This is a genomic window from Streptomyces sp. BJ20 (assembly GCF_022869105.1).
Classification (GTDB): Bacteria; Actinomycetota; Actinomycetes; order Streptomycetales; family Streptomycetaceae; genus Streptomyces; species Streptomyces griseoincarnatus.
In genome coordinates, this window is record NZ_CP094918.1 from 1618317 (window position 1) to 1641388 (window position 23072).

13 protein-coding genes are annotated in these 23072 nt (G+C 72.9%); 10 read left to right on the forward strand and 3 right to left on the reverse strand.

Features of this window, described 5'->3' with window-relative positions; translation table 11 throughout:
* Positions 1 to 416: 416 nt before the first annotated feature.
* Positions 417 to 1751, reverse strand: a complete 1335-nt coding sequence (gene gabT, locus MTR79_RS07630; protein WP_086701502.1) for a 4-aminobutyrate--2-oxoglutarate transaminase — start codon at positions 1749 to 1751, stop codon at positions 417 to 419.
* 278 nt (positions 1752 to 2029) lie between these two features.
* On the opposite strand from gabT, the gene MTR79_RS07635 reads away from it, so the two are divergent.
* The 3 genes from MTR79_RS07635 to MTR79_RS07645 all read left to right on the forward strand — a co-directional run bounded on the left by MTR79_RS07635 (position 2030) and on the right by MTR79_RS07645 (position 7582).
* The gene (locus tag MTR79_RS07635; RefSeq protein WP_244789599.1) at positions 2030 to 4150 is read left to right on the forward strand and encodes an ATP-binding protein; all 2121 of its coding nucleotides are present in this window, start codon (positions 2030 to 2032) and stop codon (positions 4148 to 4150) included.
* 127 nt (positions 4151 to 4277) lie between these two features.
* On the forward strand, positions 4278 to 5864 hold the full coding sequence (locus MTR79_RS07640; RefSeq protein WP_244789600.1) for a PucR family transcriptional regulator: 1587 nt from the start codon (positions 4278 to 4280) through the stop codon (positions 5862 to 5864).
* Positions 5865 to 6136: 272 nt separating this feature from the next.
* A complete protein-coding gene (locus MTR79_RS07645; protein WP_244789601.1) occupies positions 6137 to 7582 on the forward strand; it encodes an aldehyde dehydrogenase family protein in 1446 nt (481 codons plus the stop codon).
* Positions 7583 to 7687: 105 nt separating this feature from the next.
* On the opposite strand, the gene MTR79_RS07650 is transcribed toward MTR79_RS07645, so the two are convergent.
* Entirely contained in the window at positions 7688 to 10531 is a 2844-nt protein-coding gene (locus MTR79_RS07650) for a glycoside hydrolase family 3 C-terminal domain-containing protein (protein WP_244789602.1), read from the reverse strand.
* Between the two features lie 368 nt (positions 10532 to 10899).
* Here MTR79_RS07650 and MTR79_RS07655 point away from each other — a divergent pair, with 368 nt between their 5' ends.
* The 6 genes from MTR79_RS07655 to MTR79_RS07680 all read left to right on the forward strand — a co-directional run bounded on the left by MTR79_RS07655 (position 10900) and on the right by MTR79_RS07680 (position 19704).
* Positions 10900 to 12588 carry an extracellular solute-binding protein gene (locus MTR79_RS07655; protein WP_086702213.1) on the forward strand — a complete coding sequence of 563 codons (1689 nt, stop codon included), beginning with the start codon at positions 10900 to 10902 and terminating at the stop codon, positions 12586 to 12588.
* Between the two features lie 25 nt (positions 12589 to 12613).
* The gene (locus tag MTR79_RS07660) at positions 12614 to 13678 is read left to right on the forward strand and encodes an ABC transporter permease subunit (protein ID WP_086702214.1); all 1065 of its coding nucleotides are present in this window, start codon (positions 12614 to 12616) and stop codon (positions 13676 to 13678) included.
* Positions 13675 to 14631: a carbohydrate ABC transporter permease gene (locus MTR79_RS07665; RefSeq protein ID WP_086702216.1), complete on the forward strand. Its 957-nt coding sequence runs from the start codon at positions 13675 to 13677 to the stop codon at positions 14629 to 14631. The genes MTR79_RS07660 and MTR79_RS07665 overlap by 4 nt, the downstream gene beginning before the upstream one ends.
* A gap of 131 nt (positions 14632 to 14762) precedes the next feature.
* Positions 14763 to 16733 (forward strand): beta-galactosidase, encoded by a 1971-nt coding sequence (locus tag MTR79_RS07670; RefSeq protein ID WP_244789603.1) that lies wholly within the window; start codon positions 14763 to 14765, stop codon positions 16731 to 16733.
* Entirely contained in the window at positions 16730 to 19024 is a 2295-nt protein-coding gene (locus MTR79_RS07675; protein ID WP_244789604.1) for a glycoside hydrolase N-terminal domain-containing protein, read from the forward strand. Before MTR79_RS07670 ends, MTR79_RS07675 begins: the two co-directional genes overlap by 4 nt.
* A complete protein-coding gene (locus MTR79_RS07680; RefSeq protein ID WP_244789605.1) occupies positions 18985 to 19704 on the forward strand; it encodes a hypothetical protein in 720 nt (239 codons plus the stop codon). Before MTR79_RS07675 ends, MTR79_RS07680 begins: the two co-directional genes overlap by 40 nt.
* A 47-nt stretch (positions 19705 to 19751) precedes the next feature.
* On the opposite strand, the gene MTR79_RS07685 is transcribed toward MTR79_RS07680, so the two are convergent.
* Positions 19752 to 20762 carry a LacI family DNA-binding transcriptional regulator gene (locus MTR79_RS07685; protein WP_102640393.1) on the reverse strand — a complete coding sequence of 337 codons (1011 nt, stop codon included), beginning with the start codon at positions 20760 to 20762 and terminating at the stop codon, positions 19752 to 19754.
* Between the two features lie 273 nt (positions 20763 to 21035).
* Between MTR79_RS07685 and MTR79_RS07690 the strand changes: the two genes are divergently transcribed.
* The gene (locus MTR79_RS07690) at positions 21036 to 22985 is read left to right on the forward strand and encodes an acyl-CoA dehydrogenase family protein (protein WP_048459284.1); all 1950 of its coding nucleotides are present in this window, start codon (positions 21036 to 21038) and stop codon (positions 22983 to 22985) included.
* Positions 22986 to 23072: the final 87 nt, after the last annotated feature.

Consider the following 23072-nt stretch of genomic DNA (forward strand, 5'->3'; position numbering starts at 1 on the left):
CAGGCGGCAGGGTGCGGATACACCGGAGGGCCGGCACAAAGGGGGGGCGCCGGCCCTCCGGGGAACGGCTTGCCGTGTCCGGTGCCCGGACGGCCGTCCGGATCGGAACGTCGCGCGCCCCGGGGGGTCTGGGGCGGGCGACCGTCCGATCGTGAGGAGACCCGGGGCCCTCCGGCCCCGGTTGTGTGCGCGAGGCACGACCAGGTCGAAGCTGGGGAGGCCTCGGCCTGAGCCGCCCACAGTCCCCTGTGGGCGGGGTGTATCTCTCATCCGGGTAGAAACCTACGGCAGGGGGTGGCCCGGCGACAGGGCTCACGGGCTCCTGTCATCCACCCCCCACACGTTCTTCACACGCTCTGCCGCTGTCCGGATCCGGACGGGTCGCCGGACGGGCGTCCGGGCGGGCGTCCGGGCGGTCAGACGCGGGCGAAGGCCTGCTCGAGGATGTCGAGGCCCTCGTTCAGCAGGTCCTCGCCGATGACCAGCGGCGGCAGGAAGCGCAGCACGTTGCCGTAGGTGCCACAGGTCAGGACCAGCAGGCCCTCCTGGTGGCAGGCCTTCGCCAGCGCGGCCGTGGCCTCCGGGTTCGGCTCCTTGGTGGCGCGGTCCTTGACCAGCTCGATGGCGATCATCGCGCCGCGGCCCCGGACGTCGCCGATGACGTCGAACTTCTCCGCCATGGCGGTCAGGCGGGCCTTCATGACCTCCTCGATCCGCTGGGCGCGGGCGTTGAGGTCCAGCTCCTTCATCGTCTCGATGGCGCCGAGCGCGCCCGCGCAGGCCACCGGGTTGCCGCCGTAGGTGCCGCCCAGACCGCCGGAGTGCGCGGCGTCCATGATCTCCGCGCGGCCGGTGACCGCGGCCAGCGGAAGACCGCCCGCGATGCCCTTCGCCGTGGTGATCAGGTCGGGGACGATGCCCTCGTCCTCGCAGGCGAACCACTGGCCGGTGCGGCAGAAGCCCGACTGGATCTCGTCGGCCACGAAGACGATGCCGTTGGCCTGGGCGAACTCGCTGATCGCCGGCAGGAAGCCCTTGGCGGGCTCGATGAAGCCGCCCTCGCCGAGCACCGGCTCGATGATGATCGCGGCGATGTTCTCCGCGCCCACCTGCTTGGACATCTCGTCGATGGCCTGCGCGGCGGCCTCCGGGCCCGCGTTCTCCGGGCCGGTCGGCCAGCGGTAGCCGTAGGCGACCGGCACGCGGTACACCTCGGGCGCGAACGGACCGAAGCCGTGCTTGTACGGCATGTTCTTGGCGGTCAGCGCCATCGTGAGGTTGGTGCGGCCGTGGTAGCCGTGGTCGAACACGACGACCGCCTGACGCCTGGTGTACGCGCGGGCGATCTTCACCGCGTTCTCGACGGCCTCGGCGCCGCTGTTGAACAGCGCGGACTTCTTCGCGTGGTCGCCCGGGGTCAGCTCGGCCAGCGCCTCGGCGACGGCCACGTAGCCCTCGTACGGCGTCACCATGAAACAGGTGTGGGTGAAGTCGGCGAGCTGCGCGGAGGCGCGGCGGACGACGGCCTCGGCGGACGCGCCGACGGAGGTCACGGCGATGCCGGAACCGAAGTCGATCAGGCGGTTGCCGTCGACGTCCTCGATGATGCCGCCGCCGGCCCGCGCGGTGAACACGGGCAGCACGGAGCCCACGCCCTGCGCGACCGCGGCGGTGCGGCGGGCCTGCAGCTCCTGCGACTTCGGGCCGGGGATGGCGGTGACGACGCGGCGCTCCTGCGGAAGTGCGGTCATGCGGGGCTCCTGGGGGGTGTAACGGACGCTCGATGCTTCTTTTCTCGCAGGCTAGGGCGGGGGGAGAAGGCTGGGCATGCTCCATGTGGGCGTTGTCCGGGGTTCCGGGTTGTCCGTCGTGGACATACCCGCCGGGCGGCGGCCGTGCCGACGCGGCGCGAAGATTGCGTCCCGGGCGGATGATGAGCCCGGCCGTGCCATCGCTGGACCGCGCCTGTCGGGGCGTTAGATTGACATGTCTGTAGGCGTACGAGGCGGCTGCTCAGGGGGCAGGGGCGATGGACAGCGAGGGTACCCAGGACGCGCGGGCTACGCAGGCCGGCCCCGTGCCGCGCCCGGCGGGACCACCTCAGGTACCGGCGGCGCCACCGCGCCCCGCGCACGCTCCGGGCGCGCCGCCGCCCGCGGACGGCTCCGCGTTCCTCGCCTGGCTGCGCACCGCACGCCCGGAGACGCTCCCCGGCATCTGGCGGTTCGGCCACCTGTCCCGCCCCGAGGAGGAGCCGGAGCGCGTCCCCGGCCGCCAGCTGTTCAGCGGCGCGCTGATCGCGTTCCTCGTCGGCTGGCTGATCTGGTCGCTGCTGTGGAACGGCTACCTGGGCGGCTGGTGGCTGCTGCCGCTGTACGCGATGATCCCCGACTCCTGGGCGGAGCCGCACAGCTTCGCCTCCGTCGTGGTCGTCTACACCTACTACGTGCTCGTCGCCGGGATCATCATGGTCGGCGTGGGCCGGCTCGGCCGCTGGGGCGAGATCTGGCGACGCTACGGCCCGCCGGCCTGGCGCCGCACCCCCCGCACCGAGCCCCCGCCCGCCGCCGAGGAGGACCCGGCCGCCTGGCCCGCGCTGCGCGCGGCCGGTGCCGTCGACGCAGCCGAGCGACTCGCCGCCGACGCCCGCGCCGGGCTGATGCGGGACGTCGACCACGCCCGGATCGCCCGCGCCTGGCAGGGCGTGCGCACCGGCCGGCACAGCCTCGCCACCTTCACCGGGGCGGTGCTGGGGGACGGCGCCGCCGCCTGTCCGCACCCGTCCGGCGCCCGCGACCTGCCCGTCAGGCAGGCCCGCCACGACCTGCTCACCGGCCAGGTGAGGCTCGGCACCACCGCCGACGACCCGCGCAACCCCTACGCCTACCGTGGCGCCGGCCTCGCCCTCGGAACCGACCTGCTCGGCACCTCCATGGTCGTGGTCGGACCGGCCGGGTCCGGCAAGACCGGCGGCGTGGTGCGGCCGGTCGCCGAGTCGCTGTGCCTCCAGGCGCTCGCCGGGCGGACCGCCGTGGTGGTGGTCGGCGCGGCCGGCGCGGGTCTCGGGCCGGCCGACGCCTACGACGTCGTCATCCGCATCGGCAGCTCCGAGTCCGTGTACGACCTCGACCTGTACGGCGGGACCACCGACCCGGACGAGGCCGCCGCCGTGCTCGCCGAGGCGCTCGTCGGCGACCTCGCGGACCCGCACCCCGGCAGCGACACCCGCCGCTCCACCACCGTCCTCGCCCAGCTTCTCGGACCGTTCCGCGCGGTGCACGGCCGCTTCCCCTCGGTGCCGGAGCTGCGGCAGCTGCTCGACGGCGCCCCCGCGCCCCTGGCCGCCCTGCGCCAGGGCCTCCAGGACGCCGGCCAGGACTCGCTGCTGCGCGAACTCGACGCGCGGGAACGGCAGATGGGCCACCCCGGAGACGTGGGCGGCATCCTCGCCGACCGGGTGGCGTTGCTGGACCGGCCCGCCTTCGCCGGGTTCTTCGACACCTCCGGCGAGTCCCGGCCGTTCACCCTCAAGGCGCTCGACCACCCCGTCCGGGTGCGCGTGGACCTGCCCGAGCGGGGCCACGCGGACGCCTCGCGGATGCTGGCCCGGCTGGTCCTCGCCCAGTTCACGGCGAGCGTCACGGTGCGCGAGGACCGCTCCCTGTTCGCCTGCCTGGTGCTGGACGACGCCACCGGCGTGATCACCCCCGAGTCCGTGCGCGGCATCCAGCGGCTGCGGTCCGCGAACGCGGGCGTGCTGCTCACCCTGCGCACCCTGGACGACGTGCCCCGGCCGCTGCGCGGACCGCTGCTCGGCGCCACCGGCTGCCGTATGGCGCTGTCCGGGGTCACCCCCTGGGACGGGCAGGACTTCGCCGAGGTGTGGGGCAAGGAGTGGACCGAGGCGCGGGACGTCACCGACCGGCAGATCATCGCCGAGAGCCCCGCCGGCAAGGCCGTGCACGCGCTGCGGCGCGCCATCACCGGCAAGGCGCCCACCGCGCGGGCGGTCACCGTCCGCCAGGTGGAGCGGGAGCGCTGGTCGGCGTCCGAGCTGGCGCACGCGGTGCCCGCGGGGCACGCGGTGCTGTCGCTGACGAACGTGAAGGGGGAGCACGCGCCTCCGCTCCTGGTGGACCTGCGGGAGTGAGCGGTCGCGGCCGCCGGGGACCGTACGGTGAGGCAGAATCGACACAGGCCGTTCATACGAGACGGCCAAAAGATCACCGTTCTCGCACACCGCCCCCCGGCCGCCGAACCGAAGGCTCACCGCCCCGATGCCCCCGACGCTCGCCTCGCTCGTCCACCACTCCGCGCTCAAACTGACCGTGCGCGCGGGGGAGGACCGTCTCGACGCGCCCGTCCGCTGGGCACACGCCAGCGAGCTCGCCGACCCCGTGCCGTACATGGAGGGCGGTGAGCTGCTCCTGATCACCGCGCTGAAACTCGACGCGGAGGACCGGGAGGCGATGCGCCGCTATGTGAAACGGCTGGTCGGCGCGGGCGTGGTCGGACTCGGCTTCGCCGTCGGCGTCCACTACGACGACATCCCCGAGGCGCTGGTCGAGGCCGCGTGCGAGGAAGGGCTGCCGCTGCTGGAGGTGCCGCGCCGTACCCCGTTCCTCGCCATCAGCAAGGCCGTGTCCGCCGCGATCGCCGCCGACCAGTACCGCGCGGTCACCGCCGGGTTCGCCGCCCAGCGGGAACTCACCCGGCACACCCTCACGGACGGCCCGGAAGGGCTGCTCACCGCGCTCGCCTCCCAGGTCGACGGGTGGGCCGCGCTGTACGACGCCTCGGGGGCGGTCGTCGCCGCCGCACCCGACTGGGCGGGCCGGCGTGCCGCCCGGCTCACCGCGGAGGTCACGCGGCTGCGGGAGCGGCCCGCGCCCGCCTCCTCGGTGGTCGCGGGACCGGAGAACGAGGACCGGGTCGAGCTGCACTCCCTCGGCACCGGACGGCGTCCCCGCGCCGCGCTCGCCGTCGGCACCGCGTCCGCCCCCGGCACCGCCGAGCGCTACGCCGTCCACTCCGCCGTCGCGCTGCTCACCCTCACGACGGAACGCTCCCGCTCGCTGCACGCCGCCGAACAGCGCATCGGCGCGGCCGTGCTGCGCATGCTGCTCGCGGGGGAGCCGGACCACGCCCGCGCGGTCGCCGGCGACCTGTACGGGGGGCTGCTCGACGCGCCGTTCCGGATCATCGTCGCCGAGACCGGGGCGTCGGCCGCCGCCCGCGCCCAGGGCGAGGCGAACGGCGACGTCCTCGGGGCTCTCGCCGAGGTCGCCGAGTCCGCCGCGGCACGGTCGGGTGAGGCGGTGCTGGTGGTACCGGAGGGGGAGCGGCTGGTCGTGCTGGCCGCGGACGGCGGCACCGTCGTCGGCGCCTGCTGCGACCACGCGGCCGCGCGGGAGGCCGCGCGGAAGACGGACGACGAGCTGGTCGTCGGGCTGTCCGCGCCGGCCGGACCGATCACCGCGTCCGCTGCCTACAAGCAGGCCGAGCAGGCGCTGTCCGTGGCCCGGCGGCGGGGCAGGGCGCTGGTGGAGCACGAGCAGATGGCCGCCGGGTCCGTGCTGCCGCTGCTCGCCGACGACGCGGTGAAGGCGTTCGCGGACGGGTTGCTGCGGGCGCTGCGGGACCATGACGCGACCGGGCGTGGCGACCTTGTCGCCTCTTTGCGGGCTTGGCTGTCCCGTCACGGGCAGTGGGACGCGGCGGCAGCGGATCTTGGTGTGCACCGGCACACGCTTCGCTACCGGATGCGGCGGGTGGAAGAGATTCTGGGGCGGTCGCTGGACGACCCGGACGTGCGGATGGAGCTGTGGCTCGCCTTGAAGGCGACGACGGCGGACACGGGGTGAGGGGGGCTGCCGCCGGCGGGTGCGGGCTTGTGGGGGTTCGGCGCGCAGTTCCCCGCGGCCCTTGGGGTGATGGTGTGCACGGTCGTCTCCACGGCCGCGGGTCGGTGAGGGCTGGGCGCGCAGTTCCCCGCGCCCCTGGGGGCTGGTGCCAAAGTGGCATGGAAGCCCCGGGCACTACTCCGCCCCGGACAAACGCCGTCCCGGCGCCCCGGACCTACCGTGGTGGCCAGCAACCCACGTACACCTCCAACGCGGAAGGGCCGGGACTCGACATGACTTCCACCCACGCCTTCTGGCTCGCCGGCCGCCAGGCCACCGGCGAGACCGCCTTCGACGTCACCTCCCCCTGGGACGGCCGGGTCGTCGGCTCCGTGAGCGTGCCGACCGAGGCCCAGGTCGAGGAGGCCGTGGCCGCCGCGTACACCGTGCGGGACGAGTTCGCCGCCACCCCCGCCCACGTCCGTGCCGCCGCCCTGGACCACGTCAGCCGCCGGCTGGTCGAGCGCACCGAGGAGATCGCGCGGCTGATCTCCGCGGAGAACGGCAAGCCGATGAAGTGGGCGCGCGGCGAGGTCGGCCGGGCCGTGTCCGTGTTCCGTTTCGCCTCCGAGGAGGCCCGCCGCTTCAACGGCGGTGACGCCCAGCGGCTCGACACCGACGCGGGCGGCCAGGGCCGGCTCGCCTTCACCCGCCGCTTCCCCAAGGGCGTGGTCCTCGGCATCGCGCCGTTCAACTTCCCGCTGAACCTGTGCGCCCACAAGGTGGCCCCCGCGATCGCCGCCGGCGCGCCCATCGTCCTGAAGCCGGCGCCGGCCACCCCGCTGTCCGCGCTGATCCTCGGTGAGCTGCTGGCCGAGACCGAGCTGCCCGCCGGCTCCTGGAGCGTCCTGCCGGTGCCCAACGACCGTATGCCCGCCCTGGTCCAGGACGAGCGTCTGCCGGTCATCTCCTTCACGGGCTCCGAGAAGGTCGGCTACGCGATCATGGACTCGGTGCCGCGCAAGCACTGCACCCTGGAGCTGGGCGGCAACGGTGCTGCCGTCGTCCTCGCCGACTTCGCGAGCGACGAGGACCTCGACCGGGCCGCCGCCCGCATCGCCACCTTCTCCAACTACCAGGGCGGCCAGTCCTGCATCTCCGTGCAGCGCGTCATCGCGGACGCCTCCGTGTACGAGCGGCTGCTGCCGCGCATCGTCGCCGCCGTGGAGGCGCAGGTCACCGGTGACCCGTCCGACGACGCCACCGATGTCGGCCCGCTGGTCAGCGAGGACGCAGCCAAGCGCGTCGAGTCCTGGGTGAACGAGGCCGTCGAGGCCGGCGCCGCCCTCCTCACCGGCGGCAAGCGCGACGGCGCCTCGTACGCGCCGACCGTGCTCACCGACGTTCCCGCCGACGTGACGATCTCCTGCGAGGAGGTCTTCGGACCGGTGCTGACGGTACAGAAGGTGAACGGCGAGGAAGAGGCGTTCGCCGCGGTCAACGACTCCAAGTACGGCCTCCAGGCGGGCGTGTTCACCCATGACCTGCAGACCGCCTTCCGCGCCCACCGCGCTCTCGAGGTCGGCGGTGTGGTCGTCGGCGACGTGCCCTCCTACCGCGCCGACCAGATGCCGTACGGCGGCGCCAAGCAGTCCGGTGTGGGCCGCGAGGGCGTGCGGTTCGCGATGGAGGACTACACCTACGAGCGGGTGATGGTCCTCACCGGTCTCGCCCTCTGACGGCGACACACCGGCCACGGGAAGGGCCCGGCACCGAGGCGTTCGGTGCCGGGCCCTTCCGTGTGCCGGGCCCTTCCTTCCGCCGGGGATCTCCTGTGCCCGGCCTCAGGCCGTGAAGCCCACCCGCGCCACCCGCAGCGCCCCCCGCACCCGCAGCCGCACGTCCCGCACCCCGCCGGGCTCCGCGGCGACGGGCGTGGTCATGGTGACGTAGGTGTACGGATCCGCCGTGGGCGCCTCCGGGGAGAGGGCGGCGAGCGACGGGCCGCCGTCAAGGGCGACCTCCACCGTGCCCGTGCCGGACATCTCCACCGACACCTCCCGCACCCCGGCGCCCAAGTCGCACCGGCGGTAGAGCAGTTCACCGTCCTTGCCGCCCAGCGGTGTCACCGCGTCGCCCGACTCCTTCGTCCGGTCGACGATCTCGGTGCCGCTCTGCTCGTCGAAGTCGGCTGCTTCCAGGCCGCGTTCGACGACCGGACGAGGTTCGCCCGGCTCACCCACCAGGGTGATCGTGGTGCTCAGCCGCACGTCCTCGCTGGACGCGCCGGCCAGCAGCTCGTACGCCCCCGGCTCCACCCGCAACCGCCCCGCCGCCACGTCCCAGAAGGCGAACGCGGACAGCGGCAGGTCGAAGAGGAGGCGGGTGCTCTCGCCGGGAGCGAGCGTCACCCGGCGGTGGCCGAGCAGTTCGCGGCGCGGGCGCCGCACCGACGGGTCCACGGCCCGCCCGTAGAGCTGGGCCACCTCGTCGGCCGTGACCGCCCCGGTGTTGGTCACCTCGAACGCCGCCCGCACCCCGGACTCCGTCACGTCGGCCGTCAGCTCCCCGTAGGCGAAGGCCGCGTAGGACAGACCGTGGCCGAAGGGGAACAACGGAGTGCCCTCGAAGTAGAGGTAGGTCTGGCGCCCGCCGATCACGTCGTAGTCGAGGAGTTCCGGCAGGTCGGCGTCGTCGGCGTACCAGGTCTGCGGCAGCCGTCCGGCGGGGGAGACGTCCCCGGCGAGCACCCTGGCCAGGGCGGTGCCGGCCGCCTGGCCGCCGTGCGCGGTCCACAGCGCCGCCGGGAGGTCCGCCGGGTCCACCGCGTACGGATAGGCGGACACCAGGGTGAGCACCGTGCGCGGATTGGCGGCGCGGGCGGCGTGCAGCAGGCGTTCCTGCTGGGCGGGCAGGCGCAGGGTGGTGCGGTCCTCGGTCTCCCGGCCGTTGATGTGCGGGTCGTTGCCGGCGACCACCACGACCACGTCGGCCGCGACGGCGGCGCGGGCCACGGCGTCCTCGCCGCGCTCGGTGACGACCAGTTCGAACACCGCCGGTCCGCCCTCGGCGGCCCGCACCCCGTCCGGGGTGACCCGCACAGGGTGCCCCGTCCCCAGGTGGCGCAGCAGATGGCCGTCCCCGTGCGGTTCCAGCCGGAACGTCTCCCGCACGATCCAGCCGCCCGGCTGATCGGCGGAGGCGCGCAGGTACCCGTCGTCGGCGACCGACAGGTACCGGCCGTCCGGGGCGCGCAGGGTGAGGACGCCGTCGCCCCAGTCGACGAGGGCGAGTTCGGTGCCGTCCGGCCCCGCGGTGAGCGGTGGAAGGTCGGTGCGGCCCGCGAGCAGCGCGGGGTCGAGGGCGCCTTCCTCGCCGCGCGCCGCCTCGGGGGCGTCCGGCGCGGGCGGCACGTGCAGGAAGGCGCCGGCGGAGGTGCGCAGCAGGACGCGGTCGACGCCCTCGGCGAACTCCACACGGTCGGCGCCGAACCGCTCGTACAGGCCCTCCAGCGGGGTGGAGCGGTGGATGAGGCTGCCGCTGTACCAGTCGAGCTTGCACTCGTCGGCGAGCGGTCCGACCACGGCGACCCGGGCGCCCGGGTCGAGCGGCAGCAGGCCGTCGTTCCTCAGCAGCACGACCGCCTGCTCGGCGGCCTCCCGGGCGAGCGCCCGGTGTTCGGGGGTGTCGAAGGCCCGCTCACCGGCGTACGGCTCCCGGCCCGGGTCGAACTCGCCGAGCCGGAACCGCACGGAGAGCTGCCGCCGGACGGCTCTGTCGACGTCCTCCTCGCTCAACAGGCCCTGGTCCAGCGCTCCCTTGACCCGGGCGACGATCTCGGAGCTGTCGGTGCCGTGGTCGGTGAAGCTGTCGACGCCCGCGCGCAGCGCCGCCGCCGTGGCCTCCTCGTGCGTGTCGAAGTAGTGCTCGGAGTCGACCAGGTTGGACGGCGCGCCGGCGTCGGAGCAGACGAGCAGCTCCTCGTCGGTCCAGGCGCGCAGGTGCTCGCGCAGGTACGGGGACACATGGTTGGGGCGGCCGTTGACCAGGTTGTACGCCGGCATCACCCCGGCCACCGCGCCCGCCTCCACGGCGTCGCGGAAGGCCCGCAGGTCGTATTCGTGCAGCACGCGGGGCCGGACCGAGCTGGACGAGGTGTCCCGGCGCGTCTCGTTGTTGTGCGCCAGCCAGTGTTTGAGGACGGGTGCGGTGCGCCAGTACACCGGGTGGTCGCCGCGCAGGCCGCGGGTGTAGGCGGTGGCGATCGCCGAGGTGAGGCGCGGATCCTCGGAGTAGCCCTCCTCGTTGCGGCCCCAGAGCGGGTGGCGCAGCAGGTTCACGGTCGGCGACCAGACGTTGAGGCCGACCCGCTCGTCGCGTGCGCGCATCGCGCGGACCTCCCGGGACACGGCCTCGCCCACCCGGCGCACCAGGTCCTCGTTCCAGGTCGCCCCCAGTCCGACGGCCTGCGGGAAGACGGTCGCCGGGCCCATCCAGGCGACCCCGTGCAGGGCCTCCTGGCCGGTGCGGAACGCGGCGACGCCCAGCCGCTCGACGGCGGGACCGAACTGGTGCAGGAAACCGATCCTCTCGTCCAGGGTGAGCCGCGACAGCAGGTCGTCGATGCGCTCGGCGAACGGCAGGTCCGGGTCGCGGAACGGCGGCGTGGGCGGGGTGGGTGCGGTCACGTGGGGTCCCCTCGGAATGGAGCGCTACGGCGCTTTCGAAGCGCTTCGATGCTCGATGCGGCCGGGTCGGGTGTCAAGGGATCCACGATGGTGGGCCACTCCGTCGCCGCGGCACCCGACGCCTCAACTCACTTGCCTCTCCTCCCTCGTGATCGCGCGTCCGTCACAGGAATTATCGGAGCGGGCCTTGTGTGCCTCTGGGTGTTCACTTAACCTCGCAGCAACATCGAAGCGCTTCGACAGCGACGCCGCCGTGATGGCGTGCACCTTCCGCCGGACGACCGCTTCCGATCGGCCAGTTCCACCGAAGACACCACAGCCGACGGCCACCTGCCGGGTGTCCTGGTGCGCCATGAAGGGTTGACGCAATGACGCCGAACGCCGCTTCCTCCTCCGGGCCGAGCCGGAGAAGCTTCCTCACCTCCACGGCGGTCGCCACCGCGGCGGTCGCCGTGGGGTCGCCGCTGCTGGCCGCCTGCGGCGGCGGGGGCCAGGAGGGCCGCAAGGAGGGCACCACCTCGGGCAAGGAGGCGGCGAAGATCCTCCCGGCGTTCGTGGCGTCGAGCGTCGTCACCCCCGACATCCCGGCGAAGAACGGATCGGCGGCCGGCTTCACCCGGGCGATCCCGACGGACCGGCTGAAGACCTCCGTGCCGAGGACGCTGGGCAGCGGCGGGAAACTGACGGTCATGTCCCCCTTCTGGGGCACTCCGCCGAACGGCGACAACCCCTACTACACGGCGATGAACAAGGCCGTCGGCGTCGACGTCACCTGGCAGAACCAGGACGGCGTCACCTACGACCAGAAACTCGGCGCGGTGCTCGCCTCCAGCGAGATCCCGGACGTGGTGGTCGTCCCCGGGTGGAACCTGATGGGCCGCATCCCCAGCGCCGTCAACGCCAAGTTCGCCGACCTCGGCCCCTACCTCTCCGGCGACAAGGTGAAGGACTACCCGAACCTCGCCGCCGTCCCCACCGAGGCGTGGCAGCGCGGCATCTTCGGCGGGCAGCTGCGCGGCATCCCGATGCCCGCCCCGTACGTCACCGACATCGCGCCGCTGTACCGCAAGGACCTGTTCGCGAAGAAGGGCTACGCCGTCCCGGGCAGCCCGGCCGAGTTCCTGGCCTGGGCGAAGGAGGCCACCGACGCCAAGTCCAAGCTATGGGCCTGCGACGACATGAAGTGGACGGCGTTCAACGTCTTCGGCGTCCTCTCCGGTGGCGACAAGGCGCTCTGGTGGAACCTGGAGGGCGACAAGCTGGTCAACCGCATCGAGACCGAGCAGTACCTCGAGGCGCTGGAGTGGACCCGCAAGCTGTACGCCGCCGGAGTGGTCCACCCCGACGCGGTGCAGGGGAAGGCCGGCGGCGACGCGGGCAACCGGTTCACCGCCGGCGAGGTGCTGGTCTACAACCAGAACATCTCCGACTGGTGGGGCAAGACCGCCGAACAGCGCACGCAGAACGCCGACTTCGAGATGGCGGCGTTCGACTACTTCGGCCCCGACGGCGGCGATCCCACGCTGTGGGCGGTCCAGCCGGCCAACATCTTCACCTTCGTCTCCAAGAAGGCCTCCGAGCAGCAGGTCAAGGACTTCCTCGCCCTCTGCAACTTCTGCGCCGCGCCGTACGGCACCAAGGAGTTCATGCTCACCGCCTACGGCGTCGAGGGCACCGACTACACGGTCGAGAAGGGCCTGCCGGTCAAGACCCAGCAGGGCGTCAACGAGGTCAACGGCGCCTACGACTACACCGGCAACCCCGCTCCGTACATCGCCTACCCCGACCTGCCCGAGGTCACCAGGGGGATGGTCGAGTGGCAGCAGCGCATGGGCGCCTTCACCAAGAAGTCCTCCTTCTTCGGGCTCACCGTCACCGAACCCAACCGCTGGTCCAACCTCGCCGACGACTTCGAGCAGCTCGAGGACGACGTGGTGCGCGGCCGCAAGAAGATCAGCGACGTGCAGCAGGCCGTGTCCGACTGGAGGGGCAGGGGCGGCGACGGACTGCGCGACTGGTACCGCAAGCTGCTCGACGACAACGGCTCGGCCGACTGACCCGGAGCGAGGCGAGGAGACGGCCGTGTCGCACAGCACGGTGCCCCGGGGGACGACCGAGGCGCAGACACCCCCGCACGACGACGGCGGGACGACCGGGACCGCCAAGGGCCCGGCCCCGTCCGGGAAGGGCGGGCGCGGGCCCCGCGCGAAGAAGGCCGGACGGCTTCCGTTCCGGATCAGATGGCGGCGTGACCGGACGCTGATCCTGATGACCGTGCCCGCCCTGCTGCTGGTCCTGGTCTTCAACTACGTGCCGATCCTCGGCAACGTGGTCGCCTTCCAGGACTACGACCCCTATCTCAGTGAGAACGGCTTCGTCGCCGTCTTCGAGAGCCCGTGGATCGGCTTCGAGCAGTTCGAGCGGATCTTCGCCGACTCCGCCTTCTGGCACGCGGTGCGGAACACGTTCGTGCTGTTCTTCCTCCAGCTGGTGCTCTACTTCCCGATCCCGATCCTGCTCGCGCTGCTCATCAACAGCGTGGTGCGGCCCCGGGTGCGGGCGGTCGCCCAGGCGATCATGTACCTCCCGCACTTCTTCTCCTGGGTGCTCGTCGTCACCGTCTTCATGCAGATCTTCGGCGGCGCCGGCATCATCGCGCAGACCCTCCGCCGCCACGGCTACGAGGGCTTCGACCTGATGACGAACCCGGAGATCTTCAAGTACCTGGTGACCGCCGAGACCGTCTGGAAGGACGCCGGCTGGGGCATCATCGTCTTCCTCGCCGCCCTCTCCTCCGTCTCCAACGACCTGTACGAGGCCGCCGCCATGGACGGCGCGGGCCGCTGGCGCCGCATGTGGCACGTCACCCTGCCCGCGCTGCGTCCGGTGATCGCCCTGCTGCTGGTGCTGCGCGTCGGCGACGCCCTCACCGTCGGCTTCGAGCAACTGCTGCTGCAAAGACAGGCGGTGGGCGTCGACGCCTCCGAGGTCCTCGACACCTACGTGTGGTGGAACGGCATCCGCAACCAGGACTTCAGCTACGCCGCAGCGGCCGGACTCGTCAAGGGCGTGGTGGGCCTCGGCCTGGTCCTCACCGCCAACAAGGTGGCCCACCTCATGGGCGAGCAGGGGGTGTACAAGAAATGACCGCCGTCCTCGGCACCCGCCCGGACCCCGGGAAGACCCGGGTGAGGAAGCCCGGCCGCTGGTCCGCGCCGCCCCGCCCGGTGTGGGAGGAGGAGCCGTCCCCCGCCGGACAGGCCGGCAAGGGCCTCGCCCTCGGCCTCGCCTGCCTGGCCATCCTCTTCCCGCTGTGGATCGTGATCGTCACCAGTCTGCAGACCAAGCGGACCATCGACGAGGCGGGCGGCCTGGTGGTGATCCCCAAGGGCGTCACCTTCGTCGCCTACCAGGAACTCCTCGGCGGCGGACAGGTGCAGCGCGCCGCCCTGGTCAGCGTCGGCGTCACCGTCGTCGGCACGCTGTTCAGCATGGCCGTGTCGGTGCTGTGCGCCTACGGCCTCTCCCGCAGCGGTTCCCTGGGACACCGCTGGATCCTGATGTCCCTGCTCGCCACCATGTTCTTCGGCGCCGGCCTCATCCCGACCTACCTGCTGGTGCAGGCGCTCGGGCTGACCGACACCTATCTGGCGCTGATCCTGCCGAGCGCCGTGAGCGTCTTCAACATCCTGGTGCTGCGCGCGTTCTTCATGAACATCTCGCAGGAACTCGTCGACAGCGCCCGCATCGACGGGGCGGGGGAGTGGCGCATCCTGTTCCGCATCGTGATGCCCCTGTCCCGCGCGGTCGTCGCGGTGATCTCCCTGTTCTACGCGGTGGGCTACTGGAGCGCCTGGTTCAACGCCTCCATCTACCTCACCGACCAGGACATGATGCCGCTGCAGAACGTCATGATCCAGCTGGTGCAGAAACAGGAACGCCCCGTCGGGCTGTCCGCACAGATCAACACCGGGCAGCTGTCGCCGCTGGCCATCCAGATGGCCGTGATGGTGCTGGCCCTGCTGCCGGTGGCCGTGCTCTCGCCCTTCGTCCAGAAGCACTTCAAGAAGGGGATGCTCACCGGCGCGGTCAAGGGGTGACCCCCGCGCGGGGCGCCTTCGGGCGTCCCGCACCCGCGCTCGCGTCCTCCCCGTCCACCCCTTGCCCGAGGACCTGCCATGTCCGTGCCCTCCTTCCACCGGTCCGGCGCCCGACCCCACGGGGCCGACTGATGCCCCGCCTGGACGACGTCACCCGCGGCCGCATCCTCTACGGCGGCGACTGGAACCCCGAGCAGTGGCCCGAGGAGACCTGGGAGGAGGACGTCCGCCTGATGCGTGAGGCGGGCGTCAACTCGGTCACCCTCGGCGTCTTCTCCTGGTCCCGCATCGAACCCCGGCCGGGCGAGCGGGACTTCGGCTGGCTGGACCGGCTGATGGACCTGGCGCACGGGAACGGCATCGGCGTCGTCCTCGCCACCCCCACCGCGTCACCGCCGCCGTGGACGGGCCGGCTGCACCCCGACACACTGCCGGTCGACGCCGACGGCCACACCGAACTGTGGGGCGGGCGCCAGCACTTCTCCCACTCCAGCGCCACCTACCGGCGCCTCGCCGCCGCGATCACCGAGGACCTCGCCGCCCGCTACGCAGCCCACCCCGCGCTCACCCTCTGGCACATCAACAACGAGTACTGCACCTACGACCACGGCGACGAGGCCGCCGCCCGCTTCCGCACCTGGCTGCGCCACCGGTACGGCAGCCTCGAAGCCCTCAACACCGCCTGGGGCACCGCCTTCTGGAGCCAGACCTACGGCGACTGGGAGGAGGTGCTGCCGCCCCGGCGCACCCACTACCTGAAGAACCCCGCGCAGGTCCTGGACTTCCGGCGCTTCACCTCCGACATGCTCCTGGAGTGCTTCACCGCCGAGCGCGACATCGTCCGCCGGCACACCCCGCACCTCCCGGTCACCACCAACGTCATGCCGCTGTGGTCCGGGCAGGACGCCTGGCGCTGGGCCGAGGAGGAGGACGTCGTCTCCGTCGACCTCTACCCCGACCCGGACGACCCGTCCGGCGCGCAGCACGGCGCGCTCGTGCAGGACATGACCCGCTCGCAGGCGCGCGGCCCGTGGATGCTCATGGAACAGGCCGCCGGCGCGGTCAACTGGCGTCCGGTGAACCGCCCCAAGCCGCGTGGCCTCAACCGCCTCTGGTCGCTCCAGGCCGTCGCGCGCGGCGCGGACGCCGTCTGCTACTTCCAGTGGCGGCAGTCCCGGCAGGGCGCCGAGAAGTACCACTCCGGGATGCTCGGCCACGCCGGTCCCGAAGGGCGCGCCCACCAGGAGATACGCCGGCTCGGCGCGGACCTGGCGCGGATCGCCCCGCACGTCGTCGGCCGCGCCGTCACCGCCGAGGTCGCCGTGCTGCACGACTGGCACGCCTGGTGGGCGAGCGACCAGGAGGGCCACCCGTCCCGGGAGGCGGGCCACGCCGAGATCCTCGGCGCCTGGCACCGCGCCCTGTGGCGGGCCCACCTCACCACGGACGTCGCCCACCCCGAGCACGATCTCACCGGATACCGCATGGTCGTCGTCCCGCGGCTGCACCTCCTCACCGACCCCGCCGCCGACAACCTCGTGGCCTACGTGCGCGGCGGCGGCACCCTGGTCTGCGGTTTCGGCACCGGCGTCGTGGACGAGGACGACCGGGTGCGGCCGGGCGGCATGGACGAGCGGCTGCGCGCCCTCTTCGGCATCCGCACCCTGCACGAGTGGTGGCCGCTGGAGCCCGGCGCGACCGTGGAGGCGGACGGCGGCCTGCGCGGCACCCTGTGGTCGGAGGAGCTGGAGCCCGACGGCACCGCCGACGAGACCCTCGTGTACCGGGGCGGCGAACTGGAGGGACTGCCCGCCGTGCTGCGCAAGGGCCGCGCCTGGTACGTCTCCACCCTCCCCGGACCGGATGCCCTGCGGGACCTGCTCACCCGTGTCGCCGACGGGGCGGGTGTGCGGCCCGTGCTGGAAGGGCTCCCGGACGCGGTGGAGGCGGTGCGCCGGGGCGGGCTGCTGTTCCTGCTGCACCACGGCAGGGGCGAGGTCGCCGTGGACGTCCCCGGCACCCACCGCGACCTGCTGACCGGCGCCACCGTCACCGGCCGGGTCACCCTCGGCCGCTACGGCGTGGCGGTGCTGGCGCCATGACCGGCGGACCCGTGCACGGCACCTGGGAGCCCCGGCCGGCCGCCCGCTGGGAGGACGCCTTCCTGTGCGGCAACGGCCGGCACGGCGCCCTCGTCCTCGGCGACCCGGACGACGACCGGACCGTCGTCACCCACCACACCCTCGTCCGCCCGAACGACGACGCGGGCGGCCGGCACCGGCTGCCGCCCCTGCTGGCCGACCGGCTCACCGACGTCCAGGACCGGCTGCTGTCCGGCGACCTCACCGCCGCCGAGGACTTCACCGACGGACGCCCGCTCCAGTGGGTGCGGCCCTTCCACCCCGCCTTCCGGATCCGCCTGCGCCATCATGAAGGCGCCCCCGACCTGACCGGTCACCGCCGCGAGGTCGACTTCGCCACCGGGGAGGCCACCGCCCGCCACGACGGCCGCACCAGCCGCGTCTTCGTCTCCCGCGCCGATGACGTGATCGTCCAGCACGTCACCGGCCGCGACCTCACCCTCCGCCTCTCCCTGGACCACCGGCTGCCGAACGCGCCCGCCACCCTGCGCGTCGGGCACGGCGCCGTCCTCACCCCGGAGGGCGCCCTGCTCAGCCTGCGCGTCCGCCACCCCGGCAGCGACCTGGCGTACACCGGGGTGACCGTGGCCGCCGTCACCGGCGGACGCACCGAACTCGCCCCGCCCGGGGTGCGGATCACCGGAGCGCGCTCGGTCCTGCTGCTCACCCGGATACTGCGGCACACCGGCGAGGCGGACGTGGCCGCCGAGGGCCGCGTCCTGCGCGACCTGCTCACCACGGACGAGCCGGCGTACGACACGCTCCTCGGCCGGCATCTCGCCCTGCACCGCACCGCGTACGAGCGGGTCACCCTGGATCTCGACGCCGATCCCGCCGAACGGGCCCTGCCCGGCTCGGCGTTGCTCGCCCGGCCGCGCAGCACCGCCCTGCTGGAGCGGCTGTTCGCGGCCGGCCGCTACCACCTTTTGTCGTCCAGCGGGACGCTCCCGCCCCGGCTCACCGGACTGTGGACCGGCGACTGGGACACCGCCTGGTCGGGCGCCTTCACCCTGGACGCCAACCTCAACCTCCAGACCGCGTCCGCCGCCGCGGCCGCCCTCCCGGAGGTCACCGAGGCCCTGGCGATCCTGATCCAGGGGCAGTTGCCCCACTGGCGGGACAACGCCCGCGCGGTCTTCGGCGCCCGGGGCGTGGTCGCGCCCGCGCACACCGACGGCGCGTCCGGGCACAGCTACCACTTCAGCCGCGAGTACCCCCTGCATCTGTGGACCGCGGGTGCCGACTGGCTGCTCAAGCCGCTCGTCGACCACGACGAGACCTACGGCGCCCGCGACCCGCGCACCGCCGCAGCGCTCGCCGAAGTCGCCGACTTCTACGAGGACTTCCTCACCCGCACCGGCCCGGACGGCAGGCTGGTCGTCGTCCCCTCCTACTCGCCCGAGAACCGACCCGCGAACGGCGGCTGGGGCGCGCTGAACGCGGCCATGGACCTGTCCGCCGCCCGGCACGCCCTGCACACCGCCGCCGCGTACCACCCGGACCGCGCGGACCGCCTGCGCGCCCTCGCCGACCGGCTGCCCCCGCACCGGGTCAACGCCGACGGAGCGCTCGCCGAATGGGCGTGGCCCGGCCTCGAGGACACCTACGACCACCGTCACCTCAGCCACCTCTACGGCGTCTGGCCCCTGGACGAGATCTCCCCGTACGACACCCCGGAGCTCGCCGAGGCGGCCCGCCGCGCCCTCCAACTGCGCGGCCCCGAGAACGGCTCCGCGCACGGCCATCTGCACCACGCCCTGATCGCCGCCCGGCTCCGGGACGGCAGGCGGGTCGCCGACGGGCTCGGCCGGGTCCTCGACGGCGACTTCTTCCACGACTCCCTGATGAGCGCCCACTATCCGCGCCGGAACGTCTACAACGCCGACGCCGCGCACACCCTGCCCGCCCTGCTGATCGAGGCGCTCGCGCAGTCCACCCCGGACCGGCTGGTGCTGCTGCCCGCCCCGCTTCCTGCGCTCCCGAGCGGCCGGCTCACCGGGATCCGCACCCGCTTCGGCGCGGCACTCGACCTCACCTGGACGCCGGACGGCGGCACCGCCGTGCTCCGGCCCGACCGCACCGCCCGTATCGCCCTGTGGACCCCCGCCGGCGCCCAGCCGCTCGACCTGGTCGCCGGCGAGGAACGCGTCGTCCCGCTGCCGCCGGCGACGCGATGGCCAGGCACATCCCCCCCACCCATGGAAGGAACACCATGGCACCGAAAACCCTGCGCGGGACCGTCCGCGCACTGATCGCCCCCGCTCTCGCCCTCGCCCTCGCCGCGACGGTCGGACCGGCCTCCGCGCCCGCGCACGCCGCCGTCTGGAACTCCTGCGACCAGTGGGGCAACACCACCCTGGACGGCTACATCCTCTACAACAACATCTGGGGCTCCGGCGCCGGCTCCCAGTGCGTCTGGGCCAACTCCGGCACCAACTGGGGCGTCTGGGCCGACCACCCGAACACCGGCGGCATCAAGTCCTACCCGAACAGCAAGAAGGTGATCAACAAGCCGATCTCCTCGCTGAGTTCGCTCACCAGCACCTACCGGGTCACCGTCCCGTCCGCGGGCGCGTACAACACCTCGTACGACATCTGGGACACGGACCACGACTACGAGATCATGCTCTGGGTCAACCACCACGGCGCGGTCGGTCCGCTCGGCACCGCGCAGGGCACGGTGAGTCTCGGCGGGCACACCTGGAACGTGTACAAGGGGAGCAACGGCGCCAACGAGGTCTTCTCGTTCCTGCGCACCTCGGACTCGACGTCCGGCACAGTGAACATCCTCCCCGTCCTGAAGTGGATCAAGGACACCAAGGGCTGGATGGGCGACGAGACCATCGGCGACGTGCAATTCGGCTACGAGATCACCTCGTCCGCCGGCGGCCTCGACTTCCGCACCGACAGCCTGACCGTCTCGGGCGGCTGAGGCTCACCTCCTGTGCCGTCCGTACCGTGCGGACGGCACAGGACCGGTCAGCGCAGCGGCGCGGGGCCCGAACTCGCCCGGACGGTCAGCGCGGGCGGCAGCAGCACGACCTCGTCGCCGCCGCGTCCGTCGAGCTTGGCGACCAGTTGCTCCACGGCGTGCCGGCCCATCTCCTGGGCGGGCAGGGACACCGACGTCAGCCGCACCGACGCCTGCACGGCGACCTGCTCCGGGCAGACCGCGACCACCGAGACGTCCTCCGGCACGGCCCGGCCCTGCTGCCGCAGCAGGGCGAGGAGCGGCTCCACCGCCGCCTCGTTCTGCACCACGAAGCCCGTGGTGTCCGGGCGCTCGTCGAGGATCCGGGCGACCGTCACGGCCGTCGCGTCGTACCCGCCCTCGCAGGGGCGGTGCAGCAGACGCAGCCCGGTCTCGCGGGCGCGGGAGCGCAGCCCGTCCAGGGTGCGCTCGGCGAAGCCGGTGTGCCGCTCGTAGACCGCGGGGGCCTCCCCGATGACGGCGACGTCCCGGTGGCCCAGCCCGGCCAGATGCTCCACGCAGAGCGCGCCGGTCGCTTTGAAGTCGAGGTCGACGCAGGTCAGTCCGGTGGTGTCGGCGGGCAGCCCGATCAGCACGGCCGGCTGGGCGGACTCGCGCAGCAGCGGCAGGCGTTCGTCGTCCAGCTCGACGTCCATGAGGATCATGCCGTCGGCGAGACCGCTGCCGGCCACCCGGCGGACCGCGTCCGGGCCCTCCTCGCCGGTGAGCAGGAGCACGTCGTACCCGTGGGTGCGGGCGGTGGTGGCGACCGCTATGGCGATCTCCATCATCACCGGCACGTACATGTCGGTCCGCAGCGGCACCATCAGGGCGATGATGTTGGACCTGCTGCTGGCCAGGGCGCGGGCGCCCGCGTTGGGGTGGTAGCCGAGCTCGCGGATGGAGCGCTCGACCCGCTGCCGGGTGGTCGCGGAGATCGACCGCTTGCCGCTGAGGACGTAGCTCACCGTGCTCGCCGAGACTCCGGCGTGCTGGGCGACCTCGGCGAGGGTGACCATCCGGCATCTCCCAGGGATGTGAAGCGCTTCGACAGTGCGCGAGAACGGTAAAACAGCTTATGAATGCGCGTCCGACCCTAGCTCCCGCAGGGTCGTGATGTCCAGGCAGTCGAAGCGCTTCGACAGGAGAGTTCTCCATCGTCGCCGCAGCGCGGGGATCGGCCGGACGGCGGCACGAAGGGTGGTGGGGTCGCTACGAATCGGGTACATACGATCGAGTAGCACCGGTCCGTACCGCAATGACTCCATCCTATTCGCGGCGAGGTGAGCCTCATGTCCGCAGTACCCGAGACACCCGCGGCCCCGTCCAGGCCGACCGTCACCGAACGTGAGGCCCGGGAGGTCGCCGAGGCGGCGAGGGAGCAGGACTGGCGCAAGCCCAGCTTCGCCAAGGAACTGTTCCTCGGACGCTTCCGGCTCGACCTGATCCACCCCCACCCGCTCCCCGCCGACGAGGACGTCCGGCGCGGCGAGGAGTTCCTGGCCAAGCTGCGCGACTTCTGCGAGACGCGGGTCGACGGCGCCCTGATCGAGCGCGAGGCGCGCATCCCCGACGAGGTGATCAACGGGCTCAAGGAGCTCGGCGCCCTCGGCATGAAGATCGACACCAAGTACGGCGGCCTCGGCCTCACCCAGGTGTACTACAACAAGGCCCTCGCCCTGGTCGGCTCCGCCAGCCCCGCCATCGGCGCGCTCCTCTCGGCGCACCAGTCGATCGGCGTGCCCCAGCCGCTGAAGATCTTCGGCACGCGCGAGCAGAAGGAGACCTTCCTGCCGCGCTGCGCCCGCACCGACATCTCCGCCTTCCTGCTCACCGAGCCGGACGTCGGATCCGACCCGGCCCGCCTCGCGACCATGGCGGTACCGGAAGGCGACCACTACGTGCTGGACGGCGTGAAGCTGTGGACCACCAACGGCGTGGTCGCCGACCTGCTCGTCGTCATGGCCCGCGTCCCGAAGTCCGAGGGCCACCGGGGCGGCATCACCGCCTTCGTCGTGGAGGCGGACTCCGAGGGCGTCACCGTGGAGAACCGCAACGCCTTCATGGGCCTGCGCGGTTTGGAGAACGGCGTCACCCGCTTCCACCGGGTCCGCGTCCCCGCCTCCCACCGCATCGGCGAGGAGGGCCAAGGCCTGAAGATCGCCCTGACCACGCTCAACACCGGACGGCTCTCCCTGCCCGCGATGTGCGTCGGCGCCGGCAAGTGGTGCCTGAAGATCGCCCGCGAGTGGTCCGCCGAGCGCGAGCAGTGGGGCAAGCCGGTCGCCCTGCACGAGGCCGTCGGCTCCAAGATCGCGTTCATCGCGGCGACCACCTTCGCCCTGGAGGCCGTCGTCGACCTCTCCTCGCAGATGGCCGACGAGAACCGCAACGACATCCGCATCGAGGCCGCCCTCGCCAAGCTCTACGGCTCCGAGATGGCCTGGCTGATGGCCGACGAACTGGTCCAGATCCGCGGCGGCCGCGGCTTCGAGACCGCCGACTCGCTGCGCGACCGCGGCGAACGCGCGGTCCCCGCCGAGCAGATGCTGCGCGACCTGCGCATCAACCGCATCTTCGAGGGCTCCACCGAGATCATGCACCTGCTGATCGCGCGCGAGGCCGTCGACGCCCACCTGTCCGTCGCCGGCGACCTCATCGACCCCGACAAGACCCTCGGCGACAAGGCGCGGGCGGGCGCGAGCGCGGGCGCCTTCTACGCCAGGTGGCTGCCGAAGCTCGTCGCCGGACCCGGACAGCTCCCGGGCACCTACGGCGAGTTCAGACACGGCATCGACCTCTCCCCGCACCTGCGCTACGTGGAGCGCACCTCCCGCAAGCTGGCCCGCTCCACCTTCTACGCCATGTCCCGCTGGCAGGGACGGATGGAGACCAAGCAGGGCTTCCTCGGCCGGATCGTCGACATCGGCGCCGAACTGTTCGCCATGAGCGCCGCCTGCGTCCGCGCGGAGCTGCTGCGCGGCCGCGGCGACCACGGCCGTGAGGCCTACCAGCTCGCCGACGCCTTCTGCCGCCAGGCGCGGCTGCGCGTCGAGGAACTGTTCGGCCGGCTCTGGAGCAACACCGACGACCTCGACCGCAAGGTCGTGAAGAACGTCCTCGGCGGCTCCTACACCTGGCTGGAGGACGGCGTGATCGACCCCTCCGGCGAGGGTCCCTGGATCGCCGACGCCGCCCCCGGCCCGTCCGCCCGGGAGAACGTCCGCCGCCCGATCAGCTGAGCGGCCCGGGGAGGGGCCGCCCACGGCGCGCGTCCCCTCCCCCCGCTCCCCGCGTACCACGGACACGCCCCCGGGGTACCGGGGCGG

Coding starts and splice junctions, on each gene's coding strand:
- gabT (WP_086701502.1), bottom strand. CDS start 1,751: ATGACCGCACTTCCGCAGGAGCGCCGCGTCGTCACCGCCATCCCCGGC.
- MTR79_RS07635 (WP_244789599.1), top strand. CDS start 2,030: ATGGACAGCGAGGGTACCCAGGACGCGCGGGCTACGCAGGCCGGCCCC.
- MTR79_RS07640 (WP_244789600.1), top strand. CDS start 4,278: ATGCCCCCGACGCTCGCCTCGCTCGTCCACCACTCCGCGCTCAAACTG.
- MTR79_RS07645 (WP_244789601.1), top strand. CDS start 6,137: ATGACTTCCACCCACGCCTTCTGGCTCGCCGGCCGCCAGGCCACCGGC.
- MTR79_RS07655 (WP_086702213.1), top strand. CDS start 10,900: ATGACGCCGAACGCCGCTTCCTCCTCCGGGCCGAGCCGGAGAAGCTTC.
- MTR79_RS07665 (WP_086702216.1), top strand. CDS start 13,675: ATGACCGCCGTCCTCGGCACCCGCCCGGACCCCGGGAAGACCCGGGTG.
- MTR79_RS07670 (WP_244789603.1), top strand. CDS start 14,763: ATGCCCCGCCTGGACGACGTCACCCGCGGCCGCATCCTCTACGGCGGC.
- MTR79_RS07675 (WP_244789604.1), top strand. CDS start 16,730: ATGACCGGCGGACCCGTGCACGGCACCTGGGAGCCCCGGCCGGCCGCC.
- MTR79_RS07680 (WP_244789605.1), top strand. CDS start 18,985: ATGGCACCGAAAACCCTGCGCGGGACCGTCCGCGCACTGATCGCCCCC.
- MTR79_RS07685 (WP_102640393.1), bottom strand. CDS start 20,762: ATGGTCACCCTCGCCGAGGTCGCCCAGCACGCCGGAGTCTCGGCGAGC.
- MTR79_RS07690 (WP_048459284.1), top strand. CDS start 21,036: ATGTCCGCAGTACCCGAGACACCCGCGGCCCCGTCCAGGCCGACCGTC.